Source organism: Nonomuraea sp. NPDC050643 (assembly GCF_040654715.1).
Lineage (GTDB): Bacteria > Actinomycetota > Actinomycetes > Streptosporangiales > Streptosporangiaceae > Nonomuraea.
Window position 1 is genome coordinate 130000 of the sequence record NZ_JBFAIM010000026.1, and the last position, 15055, is coordinate 145054.

General features: G+C 70.9%; 12 protein-coding genes. 7 read left to right on the forward strand and 5 right to left on the reverse strand.

The window, feature by feature from the left end; genetic code table 11:
- Positions 1 to 22: 22 nt before the first annotated feature.
- Positions 23 to 376, reverse strand: coding sequence for a DUF6300 family protein (locus tag AB0I15_RS32055; protein ID WP_358103343.1), 354 nt, complete (start codon positions 374 to 376; stop codon positions 23 to 25).
- On the reverse strand, positions 373 to 3927 hold the full coding sequence (gene dnaE / locus AB0I15_RS32060) for a DNA polymerase III subunit alpha (RefSeq protein ID WP_358103346.1): 3555 nt from the start codon (positions 3925 to 3927) through the stop codon (positions 373 to 375). Before dnaE ends, AB0I15_RS32055 begins: the two co-directional genes overlap by 4 nt.
- 286 nt (positions 3928 to 4213) lie before the next feature.
- On the opposite strand from dnaE, the gene AB0I15_RS32065 reads away from it, so the two are divergent.
- Positions 4214 to 5074 carry an SDR family NAD(P)-dependent oxidoreductase gene (locus AB0I15_RS32065; RefSeq protein ID WP_358103350.1) on the forward strand — a complete coding sequence of 287 codons (861 nt, stop codon included), beginning with the start codon at positions 4214 to 4216 and terminating at the stop codon, positions 5072 to 5074.
- Between the two features lie 10 nt (positions 5075 to 5084).
- Complete coding sequence (locus AB0I15_RS32070; RefSeq protein WP_358103353.1) at positions 5085 to 5648, forward strand: MerR family transcriptional regulator; 564 nt, start codon at positions 5085 to 5087, stop codon at positions 5646 to 5648.
- On the opposite strand, the gene AB0I15_RS32075 is transcribed toward AB0I15_RS32070, so the two are convergent.
- Positions 5626 to 7056 (reverse strand): AlkA N-terminal domain-containing protein, encoded by a 1431-nt coding sequence (locus AB0I15_RS32075; protein WP_358103356.1) that lies wholly within the window; start codon positions 7054 to 7056, stop codon positions 5626 to 5628. The genes AB0I15_RS32070 and AB0I15_RS32075 overlap by 23 nt on opposite strands.
- A 109-nt stretch (positions 7057 to 7165) precedes the next feature.
- Between AB0I15_RS32075 and AB0I15_RS32080 the strand changes: the two genes are divergently transcribed.
- Together AB0I15_RS32080 and AB0I15_RS32085 are read left to right on the forward strand one after the other, a co-directional pair.
- Positions 7166 to 8377, forward strand: a complete 1212-nt coding sequence (locus AB0I15_RS32080; protein WP_358103359.1) for an MFS transporter — start codon at positions 7166 to 7168, stop codon at positions 8375 to 8377.
- 153 nt (positions 8378 to 8530) lie between these two features.
- A complete protein-coding gene (locus AB0I15_RS32085) occupies positions 8531 to 9514 on the forward strand; it encodes a helix-turn-helix transcriptional regulator (RefSeq protein WP_358103362.1) in 984 nt (327 codons plus the stop codon).
- Positions 9515 to 9573: 59 nt separating this feature from the next.
- Here AB0I15_RS32085 and AB0I15_RS32090 read toward each other — a convergent pair whose 3' ends face one another.
- Complete coding sequence (locus tag AB0I15_RS32090; RefSeq protein WP_358103365.1) at positions 9574 to 10041, reverse strand: hypothetical protein; 468 nt, start codon at positions 10039 to 10041, stop codon at positions 9574 to 9576.
- A gap of 356 nt (positions 10042 to 10397) precedes the next feature.
- Here AB0I15_RS32090 and AB0I15_RS32095 point away from each other — a divergent pair, with 356 nt between their 5' ends.
- Genes AB0I15_RS32095 through AB0I15_RS32105 form a run of 3 tightly spaced genes read left to right on the forward strand, consistent with a single transcriptional unit; the run spans position 10398 to position 13346 of the window.
- A complete protein-coding gene (locus AB0I15_RS32095; protein WP_358103368.1) occupies positions 10398 to 11660 on the forward strand; it encodes an extracellular solute-binding protein in 1263 nt (420 codons plus the stop codon).
- Positions 11627 to 12526 carry a sugar ABC transporter permease gene (locus AB0I15_RS32100; protein WP_358103383.1) on the forward strand — a complete coding sequence of 300 codons (900 nt, stop codon included), beginning with the start codon at positions 11627 to 11629 and terminating at the stop codon, positions 12524 to 12526. The genes AB0I15_RS32095 and AB0I15_RS32100 overlap by 34 nt, the downstream gene beginning before the upstream one ends.
- Positions 12516 to 13346 carry a carbohydrate ABC transporter permease gene (locus AB0I15_RS32105; RefSeq protein ID WP_358103371.1) on the forward strand — a complete coding sequence of 277 codons (831 nt, stop codon included), beginning with the start codon at positions 12516 to 12518 and terminating at the stop codon, positions 13344 to 13346. The genes AB0I15_RS32100 and AB0I15_RS32105 overlap by 11 nt, the downstream gene beginning before the upstream one ends.
- Before the next feature lie 45 nt (positions 13347 to 13391).
- On the opposite strand, the gene AB0I15_RS32110 is transcribed toward AB0I15_RS32105, so the two are convergent.
- Positions 13392 to 14984, reverse strand: a complete 1593-nt coding sequence (locus tag AB0I15_RS32110; protein ID WP_358103374.1) for a glycoside hydrolase family 97 catalytic domain-containing protein — start codon at positions 14982 to 14984, stop codon at positions 13392 to 13394.
- Between the last annotated feature and the right edge of the window lie 71 nt (positions 14985 to 15055).

Consider the following 15055-nt stretch of genomic DNA (forward strand, 5'->3'; position numbering starts at 1 on the left):
GGCCGGTCTCCCCGCGATCGGCCTACAGGTCGCCGAGCCGCCGCCGCTCGGTCTCCTCCCGCAGCGTCCGCTCGCCCAGGGCCCGCTCGTCCAGCGCCGGCACGAACACGCCGGCCGCCCACGCGACGAGCAGGCGCACGAACTCGGCGTCCTCGTCGTCGGCCGCGCCGTTGACGTGGAACCACGTGATCAGCGGGGCCGCGTGCCGATCCCGGGCATTGCAGTCCGGGCACAGCACCACGCCGATGTAGCCCTCCACCCAGGCGTCCGCGGCGTTCTGCCAGTCGTTCGGCACGCGTGCGTACAGCAGCCCCGTGCGGCCGCAGCGCGGGCACTCGGGCACGTCGTCGGTGATGACGTCGATCCGCCGGTTCACAGCGACAACGCCTCCGGCCCGAGCAGCGCCTTGATGTCGGCCGCGAAGCTCGGCTCGGCGCTGACCGACCACTCCGGCAGCGCCATCACCATGACCTTGCCCGCCGGCCGCCGCAGGTTGACGTGCAGCGGCACCTTGCCCTGGTGCATCTTCAGCACCTGACGGAGCTCGTCGAGGAGGGTCGGGGTGATGCGCTCCTCCCGCAGGAGCAACGTGATCGGGGCGCCGGACTCGCTGTTGACGCCGGACACGTCGATGAGGGTGAGCTCCTGGGCGAAGACCGAGATGGCGCCGTCGCGGTTGTTGATCTGGCCGCGCACCGACGCCACGATGTCCGGCCGCAGCTCGGGCCCGTACAGCTCGTAGTTACGCGGGAAGAACAGGCATTCGACGGCGGCGTCCATGTCCTCGACCGTGAGGATGGCCCACGTGTTGCCCGCCTTGTTCACCCGCCGGTCCACCTTGGTGACCAGCCCGGCCACCTGGACGTCGCCGCGGTCGTCACGGCCGCTGTCGAGCAGGTCGACGATCGTGGTGTCGCGGTTCCTGGCCAGCAGCCGCTCGGTGCCGGCCAGCGGGTGGTCGGACACGTACAGGCCGAGCATCTCCCGCTCGAAGTCCAGCTTGGTCTTCTTGTCCCACTCGCCTTCGGGCACGGCGATGGAGAACACCTCGCCGTCGCCGCTGTCGGACAGGCCGCCGAACAGGGAGTCCTGGCCGTGCGCCTCGTTCTTCTTGATGTCGATGACCGACTCGACGGCCTGCTCGTGAATCATGAGCAGGCCCTTGCGCGGATGTTCGAGCGAGTCGTACGCGCCCGCCTTGATCAGCGATTCGATGACACGCTTGTTGCAGGCGGTCAGCGGCACCTTGTCGAGGAAGTCGTTGAAGTCGTTGAACCGGCCCTTCTCGGTGCGGGCCTTCACGATCCCCTCGACGACGTTCTCACCGACGTTGCGGACCGCGCCCATCCCGAACCGGACCTGGGTGTCACCGACGGCGACGAAGTCGAGCTGGGAGTCGTTGACGTCCGGCGGCAGCACCTGGATGCCCATCTTGCGGCATTCGGCCAGGTAGATGGCCGCCTTGTCCTTGTCGTCACCCACCGAGGTGAGCAGGGCGGCCATGTACTCGGCGGGGTAGTTGGCCTTCAGGTAGGCCGTCCAGTAGGCGACCAGACCGTAGCCGGCGGTGTGGGACTTGTTGAACGCGTAGCCGGAGAACGGCAGCATGACGTCCCACAGCGCCTGGATGGCCTCGTCGCCGTAGCCGTTGCCGCGCATGCCCTTCTGGAAGTTGGCGAACTCGGCGTCCAGGATCTCCTTCTTCTTCTTGCCCATCGCGCGGCGCAGCAGGTCGGCGCCGCCGAGGGTGTAGCCGGCCAGCTCACGGGCGACGGCCATGATCTGCTCCTGGTAGACGAGCAGATGGAAGGTGGGACCGAGGATCGGCTCGAGGGCCTCCTTCAGGTCCGGGTGGATCGGCTCGATGTCCTGGCGGCCGTTCTTACGGTGGGCGTAGTTGGTGTGCGCGTTGGCCGCCATCGGGCCGGGCCGGTAGAGGGCGAGCACGGCGGCGATGTCCTCGAACCGGGTCGGTTCCATCAGCTTCAGCAGCGACCGCATGGGCCCGCCGTCGAGCTGGAACACGCCCAGCGTGTCGCCGCGCGCCAGCAGCTCGTAGGTCTTGGTGTCGTCGAGCGGCATCGTCAGGGTGTCGAGCTCGATACCCCGGTTCTGCTTGATGATCTTGATGGCGTGGTCGATGATGCCCAGGTTCCGCAGCCCCAGGAAGTCCATCTTGACCAGGCCCATGTCCTCGCACGACGGGTAGTCGAACCCGGTGATGACCACGCCGTCCTTGTCCCGCCTGTGCATCGGGATCAGGTCGAGCAGCGGCGTCGAGGACAGGATGACGGCGGCCGCGTGCACGCCGGTGCCGCGGATCAGACCTTCGATGCCGCGGCCGGTGTCGATGACCTGCCGCACGTCGGGGTCGTTCTCGTAGAGGGCACGCAGCTCGGTGCCCTCGTTGTAGCGGGGGTGGTCCTCGTTGAACATGTCCGCGAGCGGGACGCCCTTGCCCATGACGTCGGGCGGCATCGCCTTGGTGATCTTGTCGCCCATCGCGAACGGGTAGCCGAGGATCCGGCTCGCGTCCTTGACGGCGGCCTTGGCCTTGATCGTGCCGAACGTGTTGACCTGCGCGGTGAACTCGCTGCCGTACTTCTGGGTGACGTAGGCCACCATGCGGTCGCGCTGGCGGTCGTCGAAGTCGAGGTCGACGTCGGGCGGGTTGATGCGCTCGGGGTTGAGGAAGCGCTCGAACAGCAGGCCGTGCTCCAGCGGGTCGAGCTCGGTGATGCGGGTGGCGTAGGCCACGATCGAGCCGGTGGCCGAGCCACGGCCGGGCCCGACCGGGATGCCGTTGTCGCGGGCGTACCTGCAGATGTCGGCGACCACGAGGAAGTAGGAGGAGAACCCCATCGGCCCGATGACCTTCATCTCGGTCTCGTAGCGCTCCAGCACCTCGGCGGGGATCGGGTTGCCGTAGCGCATCTCCAGGCCGATCATGACCTCCTTGCGCAGCCAGGACTCCTGCGTCTCCCCCTCGGGCACGTCGGGGTAGTCGGGCATCCGGTCCACCTGGGCGAAGACGTCGCCGTAGTCGCCGACCATCTCGGCCACGAGCAGCGTGTTGTCGCACCCCTCCGGCAGCTCGGGGAACAGGGCGTACATCTCGTCGGCCGGCTTGAGGAAGTAGCCGGAACCGTTGAACCGGAACCGGTTGGGGTCGGCCTTGTTCTTGCCCACGCCGACGCACAGGAGGCTGTCGTGCGCGTCGGCCTGGTCCTCGGTCACGTAGTGGGAGTCGTTGGTGACCAGCAGCGGGATGTTGAGCTGCCTGCTCAGCCTGAGCAGGTCTTCCCGCACCTCCCGCTCGATGCTGATGCCGTGGTCCATCAACTCCAGGAAGTAGTTCTCCTTGCCGAAGATCTCCTGGTATTCGCCGGCCACCTTGACGGCCTCGTCGTACTGGCCCAGCCGGATCCGGGTCTGCACCGCGCCGGACGGGCAGCCGGTGGTGGCGATGATCCCGGACGCGTACTGCGAGATCAGGTCCTGGTCCATGCGCGGTTTGGAGTAGTAGCCCTCGAACGAGGCCAGCGACGACAGCCGGAACAGGTTTCGCAGCCCGTCGGCGTCCTTGGCCCACATGGTCATATGGGTGAACCGGCCGCCGCCGGAGACGTCCTTGCCACCCTCGCCGTCCGCGACGCCGGTCTCGGCGCGCTGCCCCCAGAACACCGGCTTCTTCACGAACCGGCTGTGCGGCGCCACGTACGCCTCGATGCCGATGATCGGTTTGACCGGTGAGCCCGCCGCGACCTTCTGGAACTCGTACGCACCGAACATGTTGCCGTGATCGCTCATGGCGATCGCCGGCATCTCCAAGCGCTCAGCCTCTTTGAACAGCGGCTTCAGCTTCGCCGCGCCGTCCAGCATGCTGTATTCGGTGTGCACGTGCAGATGCACGAACGACTTGCTCACCCGGTCCCCTAACGTTCGCCCCGGCAGACTTACCGCATGAGCCTATTCCGTCTCATGGGGCTGATGGGGCATTGCGCCCCGGCGGCGGGCACGTTGTTGCCGCCCTGTTGCCCACGCTCCGCACAAGATCCACCACGGTGGTACGCGGTCGTCGCGGTGAGCGCCGTGCGCCGGCCGCCGAGGACGTTCCACCGCGTCCTGGAGCAGGGTCAGGACGCCCACGTGGTGCGCCGGCCGGCTCGTGGGGTTTGCCTTCGAGCGCGCTCGAAGCCCTAGCGTCGCCGCCATGACGACACAGACCTGGATCATCACCGGCGCGTCCCGCGGCCTCGGGCGCGCACTGGCGGAGGCGGCGCTCGCGGCGGGCGACCGCGTGGTGGCGGCGGTGCGCCGCCCCGAGAGCGTGGCCGGCCTGCTGGCCGCCTACCCGGACACCTGCCTGGCCGCGCGGTTCGACGTCCGGGACGTCGACGCGGCGGCGGACCTCGTACGCGCGGCCCTTGACCGCTTCGGCCGGCTCGACGTGCTGGTCAACAACGCGGGCCGGGCCGTGGTCGGAGCGGTCGAGGAGGTCGGCGACGCGCAGTTGCGCGAGCTGATGGAGCTGCACCTGTTCGGCCCCGCCGCGCTCGTCCGCGCGGCGCTGCCCGCGATGCACGCCCAAGGCGCCGGGACGATCGTGCAGATGAGCAGCCAGGGCGGGCGGATGTCCTACCCCGGCGTGTCGGCCTACTCCGCGTCGAAGTTCGCCCTCGAAGGCTGGTCCGAGGCCCTGGCCGGGGAGGTCGCGCCGTTCGGGATCCGCGTGATGATCGTCGAGCCCAGCCGGTTCAGGACCGGCTTCAACGCGGGTGACGTGCTGGAGTTCGCCGAGCCGTCCGAGACCTACCGTGAGCTGCTCGCCGCCGTCCGCGCCGACCTGGCCGGGGCCGACGGACTGCAGGAGGGCGACCCGGCGCGGGCGGCCGAGATCATCGTCTCGCTCGCGCACGCCGACGAGGTGCCGCTGCGGCTGCCGCTCGGGCGCGAGGCGGTCGAGCGGCTCTCGGGTGTGTACCGGCGGGGCCTGGACGAGGTCGAACGGTGGGCCGAGACCGCCCGCGGCGCCGACTTCGACGGCGTCCCGGCCTCGGTGCGGCCCGTCTAGGCTGGGTGACATGGCCACCGACGATCTGATGACCAGGGTGCTCGGCACGCTCGGTGACGACGGCCCGCCGCCGGTCGAGGCGATCCACCGCCTCACCGACCTGGCCGGCGTGCCCGAGTCGATGACGATCGCCGAGGTCGCCGACGTTCTCGACGTCTCGCCCCACACGCTGCGCTACTACGAGCGGGCCGGGCTGGTCGAGGTGGCCCGCGACGGCAACGGTCATCGCGTCTACGACGCCGACGCGGTGCGGCGCCTGGTGTTCGTGACCCGGATGCGGCTGTCCGGCATGCCGATGCGCGACCTGCGGCACTACGTCGCGCTCGTCGACGCCGGGGAGCACACGGTGCCCGAGCGGCTCGGCCTGCTGGTCGAGCACCGCGACACGATCCGCCGCCGGATCCGCGAGCTGACCCTCTCCCTCACGGCGACCGAATACAAGATCGCCACGTACGGCGGCGCGACCGGCCCGGACGTCCAGGGCCCCAACGGCGCGGCCGGGCCGGACGTTCACGCCCCCAACGGCGCGGCCGGGCCGGACGTCCAGGCTCTCAACGGCGCGGCCGGGCCGTGACCTGCTGGTCCGGGGCCGCAGGCGCCGGTGGGTGCGCCATGAGCGCCAGGTGCTGGGTGGCGTAGGACCGCCAGGGGCGCCAGTGGCCGGGCAGGGCCGCCAGCCGCCGGACGGCGCGCCGGATGGCGCGGTCCGGCAGGAGAACGTCGGGGTCGCCGAGGGCGCTCATACGGATCCGGGCGACCGCCCACCGGCTCATGCCCGGCAGGCCGAGCAGCTGCTCGCGCACCCGGTACGGGTCGCAGCCGCCGTCCAGGCTGATGTCGCCTTCGGCGAGGGCGCGGGCCAGTGCGCGCTGTGTGCGGCCGGCCGGTTCGGCCCCGGCCAGGGCGGCCATGTCGGGAAACAGGTGCGTGATCCCGCCGTACGGGCCGGCCAGCGGCTTGCCGTACGTCCTGATCAGCGCGGCGAGCCGGTCGCGGACCTCCGCGGCGGGCGCCCGGCGGCTCAGCACGGCGCGGATCGCCAGCTCGCCCGGATCGGCGCAGCCGGGCACCCGCAGGCCGGGGCGGCGCGCGACCAGTGGCCCGAGCCGCGGGTCCGCGCCCAGGAAGGCGTCGATGGCCCGCTGGTCGGCGTCCAGGTCGAGCAGCCGCCGGCAGCGCTGCACGGCCGCGGTCAGGTCGCGGAGATCCTCCAGCCGGAGCTCACAGGCCACGTGATCGGCCCCGGGCCGCAGCGTGACGACGCCCGCGCCGTGGGGCAGCGCCAGTGACCTGCGGTACGCCCCATCGCCGTAGCCCTCGATGCCGGGGATCGCCCGCGCGCCCAGGTGGTCCAGCACGGCGGCGACGTCCATGGGCGGCCGGTAGGCGAGCCGCAGCGTGACGGCCCCCGGAGGGTGCACGCCGGTCGCGGTCCCGCGCAGCCGGGTCGGGGTGGTGGCGTACACCTGCCTGATGGTGTCGTTGAACTGCCGGATGCTGGCGAACCCGGCGGCGAAGGCCACGTCGCTGACCGGCAGTGAGCCGCCCTCCAGCAGCATCCGGGCGGTCTGCGCCCGCTGCGTCCTGGCCAGGGCCTGAGGCCCGGCGCCGACCTCGGCGACGAGCCGGCGGTGCAGGTGGCGTTCGCTGTAGCCGAGGCGGGCGGCCAGCCCGGCCACGCCCTCCCGGTCGACGATCCCGTCGGCGATCAGCCGCATCGCCCGGCCGATCAGGTCGGTACGCGTGCTCCACTCCGGCGACCCCGGAGCGGCGTCGGGGCGGCACCTCTTGCACGCCCGGAACCCGTTGACCTGCGCCGCCGCCGCGCTCGGGAACAGCCGGACGTTCTCCGGTTTCGGCATCACGGCGGGGCAGCTCGGGCGGCAGTAGACGCCGGTCGTGGTGACGGCGACGTAGAACCACCCGTCGAAGCGCGGGTCGCGGCTCTCCATGGCCGCGAACGCGACGTCGTGCTCGATCACCTCCCCAAGGATGCCGTACCGGTGCGAGCCGGACCGGCGGGCATCGGACGCCGACGTCGCCGGCCGATGCCCGCCAGCGCCGGGGCGCCGCCGCCGCCAGGCTTGCCGCATGACGGTTGATGATCTTTCGCGTGGCCGGTCGGCCGCCTACCGTCGGGTGCTGTCCCGGCGTGACTTCCGATTGTTGTGGCTGGGCTCGTCCGTCTCGCTGGTGGGCGACGGGATGACGTTCGTCGCCCTGACGTGGCTGGTGCTGGCCCAGCCGGGCGGTGTCGAGCGGCTCGGGCTGCTGACCGTCTGCTACACGCTGCCGGTGTTCGTGGGCGGCCTGCTCAGCGGCCCGCTGCTGGACCGGTTCGACAAGCGGCGCGTGCTGGCCGCCGACAGCCTGGTACGCGGGGCGGCGATGGCGTCCGTCCCGGTCGTGGCGGCCGTGGGGGAGGTGCCCGCCGGGCTGCCGTTCGTGGTGGCCGCCGTGTACGGGCTGTTCAAGATGGTGCCCCTGGCGGGGTTCCCCGCGGCGATCCCCGACCTCGTGCCCGAGGAGGAGCGGGACGCGGCCAACGCGCTGGAGAGCCTGAGCTTCGGCCTCGCCGGGATCGTCGGACCCGGGCTCGGCGGGCTCCTGCTCGCCGGACTCGGCGGCGAGGCCGTGCTCGCCTTCGACGCGCTCTCGTTCGCGCTGTTCGCCGTCGCCGCCCTCGCCATCCGCCGCCCGCTCCCACCTCGGGCGCGGACGGGGGCCGCCACACCGGGCGGCGACGTCCTGGCGTTGCTCCGCGACCGGGTGCTGATCACGACCACGCTCGCGTTCATGGCCTTCAACATCGCCCTGGGCATGCTGCTGGTCGCCGGCCCCTGGCTGGCCAAGACCCAGCTCGACGGCGGGCCGCAGACCCTGGGCCTGCTGCTGGCCGCCCTGTCCGCGGGTGAGCTCGCCGGGGCGGCGCTCGCGGGCGCCAGAGCCCCGCGAGCGCGCCCGGTCAGGGCCATCGCCGTGGTCCAGCTCGCCGCCGCGACCGGCTTCCTGGCGCTCCTGGCCGCCCCGCACACCATCGCGGTCACCGCGGGCTTCCTCGTCATCGGGCTGTTCAGCGCGCCGATGACCATCTGGGCGCAGTCGCTGCGCATGGCGCGCATCCCGGCCCCGCTCCGCGGCGGCGGGTTCGCCCTCCTCAGAACGCTCATGCAGGCCACGCCCCCGATCGGGGCGGCGGTCGTCACGCCGTTCCTGGCGGCCGGGATGCTCGGCCCCGTCGCCGTGCTGATGACCGTCATCGCGGCGGCACCCGTACTGACCCTGCTGAGGACGCGGCGCTGACCTCGCCGTCCGCCGGTGGGCGGTTCGCGTCGGTCGAGACGCTTCCCGGGGGGCGTCGCCGGAGGTAATTTACTGCTGAGTACGTGCCTGTGGAGCGCGTCTGCCGGCGCGCGCGGCCAACGGGGGAGCCGCCGGGCTTGATCTGGAGATGACATGGTTATCACCAGGACATCGATCGAGGCGCCGGTCCTGTCGGAGTTCGAGACGGACGACCCCGATCTGGCGCGGGACTTCCTGGCCGCCGCCTACGGCACCGGCGTGCGGATCAGCAGGGACGGGCCCGCCCAGTACCGGCTGCGGCATCGCCGCGTGGACGCCGGGGCGTTCTGCGTGGAGAGCGTGGCGCAGTCGGGGCGGCTCAACCTGCTCGTCGAGCCGCTCCACGCCTACATCGTGTCCCAGACCGTCACCGCCCGGCTGGAACGCACCTGCGACGGCGTCGGCAGCCGGTATGTCCCTGGTGACGTCTTCCTGCTGAACCAGCCGCACTTACCGTACGCGGTGCGGAGACTGCCGGGCCGGTCCAGCGCGACGATCCTCGATCCGGCCCTGCTCGACCAGGTCGCCGACAGCGGCCCGGAGCGGCGGGCCTGGCCCATCCGCTTCACCGGCCTCGATCCCATCTCCCCGGCCGGTGCGGCGTACTGGCGCTCGACCTGCGCCTACGTCACCGAACTGCTCGCGAACCCCGTCGCCACCGCGCTGCCGTTGCCGGTCGGCGCCGCGGCCCGGCTGCTGGCCGCCGCCGCCCTGACCATCTTTCCCAACACCGCCCTGGCCGAGCCCACCATCGAAGACCGCCACGACGCCCATCCGGCCACGCTGCGCCGTGCCATCGCCTTCATCGACGCTCACCCCGACGACGACATCAGCCCGGCCGACATCGCGGCCGCCGCAGGGGTCACCATCCGCGCCGTGCAGCTCTCCTTCCGCCGTCACCTCGGCACCACCCCCATGGCCTATCTGCGCCAGGTGCGGCTGGCCTGTGCCCACCGCGACCTGCAGGCGGCCGACCCGAGCCGGGGCGACACCGTGCTCGGCATCGCCGTCCGGTGGGGCTTCACCCACCCGGGCCGCTTCACCGCCCTGTACCGCTCGGCCTACCAGGTGACGCCCGGCACCACGCTGCGCCGCTGACCGTCCGCCTCGTCGCCGTCCGGCCCGCTCTCGTGGCAGGGACGGCGTGCCGGGGGTGGTCACGCACGCGAGGGCCGCTGGACGCCGGCCGTCACGCGCATGCGTTGGGCGGCACGCCAATGCCGGGCGGCCTCCCAGCGAAACCACGCGACATCCTCGAGCATCGCCGAATCCACGGATCCCGGAAGGTTCGCCTGTTTTTCCGCCCGCAGGGCGCGCCACTCGTAGTTGCGGGCCAGCCGCTCATGCGCCTGAACGGCCCGGAGCAGCGACTCGCCGAGCCGCCGCCGGGCCTGCCGCAGCCGCTCGGCGGCCGCGTCCGGCTCCGAGGCCTTCCATCCGCCCTGGTCGTCCTCGTCGCCGCCGTCGCGGCGGGTACGCAATCGGCGCAGGAGCTCCTCGAACCGTTCGGCCTCATGCCGGGCCTCGGCGGCGCGCTCCAGCCGCCCCACGGCCGGACGCGACCATGCCTGCTCCTGGCGGCTCGGGTCCCCCGAGCCCGGCTCCGCGGGCGAGCCCGTTTTCATATCCCGCACCTCCTGCGCAGAGTCCGGCCACCACCAGGTGTGAAGCGCCGTACCCATAGGGTGAGGAGTCGTAATGCCGTTGTCTGCACCGTAGACGAAGACCTCGGCGACGCACTGCCGCAAAACGAAGCCCGCCGGACCGGTCCCGCCAGGCCCACCTGCGCCGTGCGGAGGAGAGATCGGATGTGTCGGGCTCGCCGGCGCGGGTGTTGCCCTGATGTGACGGCTGGGACTGGCCAGAGGTCGGAGCGTCTCGATGCCGCAACCGTTTGCCGTATGGCGTTGACGCGATTGTTACAACGCAATTACCGTCCCAGGTTAAATATTTGGCTCCGGTTCATGGACGGACAGCCCGCATGCGTGATCTCAGCAGACGAGGATTCCTCCACATCGGCGCGGCCGCGGCCGCCTTAACCCTGGGCGGATGCGCCGGCGGGGGCGCAAGCTCCGGTAGCGCCATCCAGTTCGCCTGGTGGGGCAGCACGACCCGCCACACCGCGACGCAGAAGGCCATCGACGCCTTCAAGAAGAAGAAACCCGGCACCCAGGTCAAGACCCAGTTCTCCGGCTGGGACGGCTACTGGGAGAAGCTGGCCACCCAGACCGCGGGTGGCAACGCCCCCGACGTGATCCAGATGGACTACTCCTACCTCGGTGAGTACGCCAGGCGCGGCAGCCTGCTGGACCTGGGCCCGTACGTGGGCAAGGGCCTGGACCTATCCGGGTTCGACGCCGACGTGGTCGACGCGGGAAAGATCGGCGGCAAGCAGTACGCCGTGAACTTCGGCATCAATTCCACGGCCCTCATCGTCAACAAGAGCCTGGCGGCCGAGCGCGGGGTGGAGATCCCCGACACCTTCACCTGGGCCGAGTACGGAGAACTGGCCGGGAAGCTGGCGGGCAAGGGCGTCTTCGGCACCGAGGACGGCGCCCAGGACGGCGGCGCGCTGGAGAACTGGCTGCTGGAGCGGGGCAAGATGTTCTTCACCGCCGACGGCGGGCTCGCCTATGACGAGAACGACCTGAAGGAATGGTTCACGTTCTGGGACGGGCTGCGCAAGTCGGGCGCCGCCACGCCGCCGGACGTCCAGGCCACCGCGGCGGGCGACGTGCAGAACAGCCTGGTCGCCACCCGCAAGGCGGTCATGGACTTCGCCTGGTCCAACCAGGTCACCGCCTACATGTCGCTCACCAAGGACGAGATCGGCATCCACACCCTCCCCACGGGCGACAAGCCCGGCCAGTACTACAAGCCGTCCATGCTGCTGGTGGTCAGCGCCGGGACCAAGGCCAAGGACAGCGCGATCGCCCTGGTCAACGCGCTCGTCGCGGACACGGACGTGGCCTCGCAACTGGGGTCGGAGCGCGGCATCCCGCCGGCGAACCCGATCCGCGCCGCGCTGCGGCCCAAGGCGTCGCCCCCGGAGCAACTGGTCTACGGCTACATCGACTCGATCAAGGACCAGGTCGGCCCGCTCCCTCCGCCGCAGCCGCTCGGCGCCGGTGAGCTGCACAACAAGGTGCTCACCAACGTCAACCAGCAGATCGGCTTCGGCAAGCTCACGATCGATCAGGGGGTGTCCCGATTCTTCGAAGAAGCTCGACGAGTGCTCAAGTAGACAGGCGGGCGGCCTACCTGTTCCTGCTGCCGTGGTTCGCCGGTCTCCTGCTGCTGACCGGCGGGCCGATCCTGGCCTCCCTGGCGCTCTCGTTCACCGACTTCGACCTGCTCACACCGCCGTCCTTCGTGGGGCTGGACAACTACGCCCGGATGCTCACCGAGGACCCGCACTTCCTGAGCGCCGTCCGGGTCACGCTGATCTACGTCGTGCTGTCCGTGCCGCTGTCCGGCGCGTTCGCCCTGCTGGTCGCGGTGCTGCTGAACCGGCCCATGCGCGGCATCGGGATCTACCGCGCCGCCTACTACCTGCCGTCGCTGCTGGGCGGCAGCGTCGCGGTGGCGATCCTGTGGCGGCAGATCTTCGGGGCGGACGGCCTGATCAACGACGTCCTGCTCTATCTCGGGATCGTGGGACCGAGCTGGATCTCCACCCCCGAGTACGCGATCTACACGCTGATCGTGCTGCACGTCTGGCAGTTCGGCTCACCCATGCTGATCTTCCTGGCCGGGCTGAAACAGATCCCGGCCGAGCTCTACGACGCCGCGGCGGTGGACGGCGCCGGGCGGGTGCGGACGTTCTTCCGCGTCACGCTGCCCCTGCTCAGCCCGATCCTCTTCTTCAACCTGGTGCTGCAGACGGTCAACGCCTTCAAGGCGTTCACCCCCGCCTTCATCATCAGCGGCGGCACCGGGGGACCGGCGGACTCCACGCTCTTCTACACCCTGTTCATCTACCAGGAGGGTTTCGGGAACTTCCGGATGGGCTACGCCTCCGCGCTGGCCTGGATGCTCCTCCTGGTGACCGCGGCCTTCACCGCGCTGGCCTTCCGCTCCGCGAGGTACTGGGTTCACTATGCCGACTAGCCGCCGCTGGGCCGTCCATCTGCTGGTCGTGGTGGGCGCGCTCGTCATGCTCTATCCGCTGTTCTGGCTGATCAGCTCCTCGGTCAAGCCGAACGACGAGATCTTCACCGACCCCGGGCTGGTGCCGCAGACCGTGGTCACGGACAACTACGCGACCGGGTGGACCGCGCTGGGGGTGCCCTTCAGCGGGTTCTTCGCCAACTCGTTCCTCATCGCCGTGGCCGCCGTGGCCGGGAACGTGATGTCGTGCTCGATGGCGGCCTACGCCTTCGCCCGGCTGAGCTTCCGGTTCAGGAGGCTGTGGTTCGCGATCATGCTGATCTCGATCATGCTGCCGATCCACGTGCTGATCGTGCCGCAGTACACGCTGTTCAAGTATCTCGGCTGGGTCGACACCTTCCTGCCGCTGATCGTGCCGAAGTTCCTGGCCGTGGACGGGTTCTTCATCTTCCTCATGGTGCAGTTCATCCGGTCGCTGCCCCGGGAGCTCGACGACGCGGCCCGCATCGACGGGTGCGGGCCCGTCCTGGTGTACTGGCGGATCATCGTGCCGCTGTCGCGGCCCGCGCTGATCACGACCGCCATCTTCACCTTCATCTGGACCTGGGACGACTTCTTCAGCCAGCTCGTCTATCTGAGCGACGTGTCCACCTACACGGTGCCGCTCGCGCTGCGGGCGTTCCTCGACTCCAGCGGCGGCTCCACGTGGGGCCCGATGCTCGCGATGGCGGTGCTGTCGCTGATCCCGATCCTGGGGTTCTTCCTGATCTTCCAGCGTCGCATCACCGAGGGCATCTCCACCACGGGCCTCAAGGGCTGAGCGCGACGTCCGGTACGGGGCGGGCCCCCGTACCGGACGTGGCTCTCAGCGGGCGCAGGTCGTCAGGCCGGGGCGCCAGCGGCAGGCGATGGCGGCGAAACCGCCCTCGGCCGGCACCTGGACCGCGAGCGTGCCGCCGTGCACCACGTGCGTCTCGCGGACCAGCCCGCCGGCGCCGTCCCTGGTCACCTCGACCAGCCAGCGCCCGGACAGGAAGCCCGTCGGCACCTGGAGCGTCCGGGCCGGGCCGGAGACCCCGGCGCCGATGAACCACCGCTCGCCGCTGCGCCTGGCCATCACCGTGTGGTCGGCGGGCCGCCCGGACAGCAGCCGTGTCTCGTCCCACACCGTGGGCACCTGGTCGAGGAAGCGCTCGGCCTCGGGGCGCGCCCGGTAGGCGTCCAGGGATCCGGCCAAATTCTCCAGTGCCGACTCGAACACCACCGACAGCGCCAGCTCGTGCGCGTCGGAGGTGGGCCGGCTCGCCCGCTGGAACGCCATCGGCGTGTAGTCCATCGAGCCGATCTCATTCCTGGTGTACGGCAGCGCCGCCAGGTGGGAGGTGGTCAGGTTCGACGACTTCTCCGCACCGTGCACGCCTTCCATGGTCATCATGTGGGGCCAGGTCCGGTTGATCCCCTTGGGCACGGTCGAGCCGTGGAAGTTGACCATGAGCTCGTCGTCGGCCAGGTCCTGCAGCGTGCTGTCGTACCACTGCAGCCGCTCACGCGACTCGGCGTCGATGAAGTCCAGCTTGACGCCCTTGACGCCCCACTGGCGCAGCAGCCCGAAGCGTTGCGCGCGCTTGTCGTGGGTGTCGAAGTCGGAGAACCGCAGCCACACCATGATGCCGACGCCGCGGTCCCTGCCGTAGGCGACGAGCTCCGGGATCCAGGTGAACTCCGGGGTCCGGTCCGTCCAGGCCCGCTCGCCGGTGACCGGGTCGTCGTACCAGCCCGCGTCGACCAGCACGTACGGCCAGCGGTGCTGCGCGGCGTAGTCGACGAACTCCTTCTGGCGCTCCAGGCTCTGCTGCACGCTCCGGCCACCGGCCAGCCAGCTCCACAGCACCTTGCCCGGTTTGATCCACGAGGTGTCGGTGAGGCGGGAGCCGGGCGCCAGGTCGTCGACGAGGGTGGACTCGGTGACGGTCGCCAGGTCGCCCGCGACCAGGACGCGCCACGGCGTGGTCAGGCCGCCGGTGTAGGGGACCCGGTCGTCCCAGAGGGCGAGCGTGTACGCGCCGCCCTGCCCGCGGACGAGGCGGGGGCCGCTGTAGGAGCCGTCCAGCGCGGACTCGGCCAGCAGGAGGTAGCCGCCGCCGGCCGCGAACAGGGCGGGCAGCTGATACTCGGCCGCGGGCACGTCGGCGTACTCGACGAAGGGGTTCTCGTAGTCGCGGCGGTGCGCGGCCAGCCAGGCGGTGGATCCGTCCGGGACGTCGAAGGCGGAGGCCTCCCTGAGGACGGCGCCCGCGCCGGGCAGCTCGTAGCGGTAGGCGACGCCGTCCCGGGCGGCCCTGACGACCAGGTCGAGCCGGGCGGTGTCGCGGGTGAAGCGGAAGCGGGTCTCGCGCATCACGGACACGCGCTGGAGGCGCTTGCCCGCCGTGGTGGCACCACCTTGGACATCGATCATTCGAGCATGCAGGGCAACGGCAGGGCCATCCACACCGAGGGCGGTGAGTTCGGCCGGACCGCCGGCCGGCT

What these genes read in the sequence shown, in the direction of transcription:
- AB0I15_RS32065 (WP_358103350.1), top strand. Translation starts at nt 4,214, where the DNA reads ATGACGACACAGACCTGGATCATCACCGGCGCGTCCCGCGGCCTCGGG.
- AB0I15_RS32070 (WP_358103353.1), top strand. Translation starts at nt 5,085, where the DNA reads ATGGCCACCGACGATCTGATGACCAGGGTGCTCGGCACGCTCGGTGAC.
- AB0I15_RS32080 (WP_358103359.1), top strand. Translation starts at nt 7,166, where the DNA reads ATGACGGTTGATGATCTTTCGCGTGGCCGGTCGGCCGCCTACCGTCGG.
- AB0I15_RS32085 (WP_358103362.1), top strand. Translation starts at nt 8,531, where the DNA reads ATGGTTATCACCAGGACATCGATCGAGGCGCCGGTCCTGTCGGAGTTC.
- AB0I15_RS32090 (WP_358103365.1), bottom strand. Translation starts at nt 10,041, where the DNA reads ATGAAAACGGGCTCGCCCGCGGAGCCGGGCTCGGGGGACCCGAGCCGC.
- AB0I15_RS32095 (WP_358103368.1), top strand. Translation starts at nt 10,398, where the DNA reads ATGCGTGATCTCAGCAGACGAGGATTCCTCCACATCGGCGCGGCCGCG.
- AB0I15_RS32105 (WP_358103371.1), top strand. Translation starts at nt 12,516, where the DNA reads ATGCCGACTAGCCGCCGCTGGGCCGTCCATCTGCTGGTCGTGGTGGGC.
- AB0I15_RS32110 (WP_358103374.1), bottom strand. Translation starts at nt 14,984, where the DNA reads ATGATCGATGTCCAAGGTGGTGCCACCACGGCGGGCAAGCGCCTCCAG.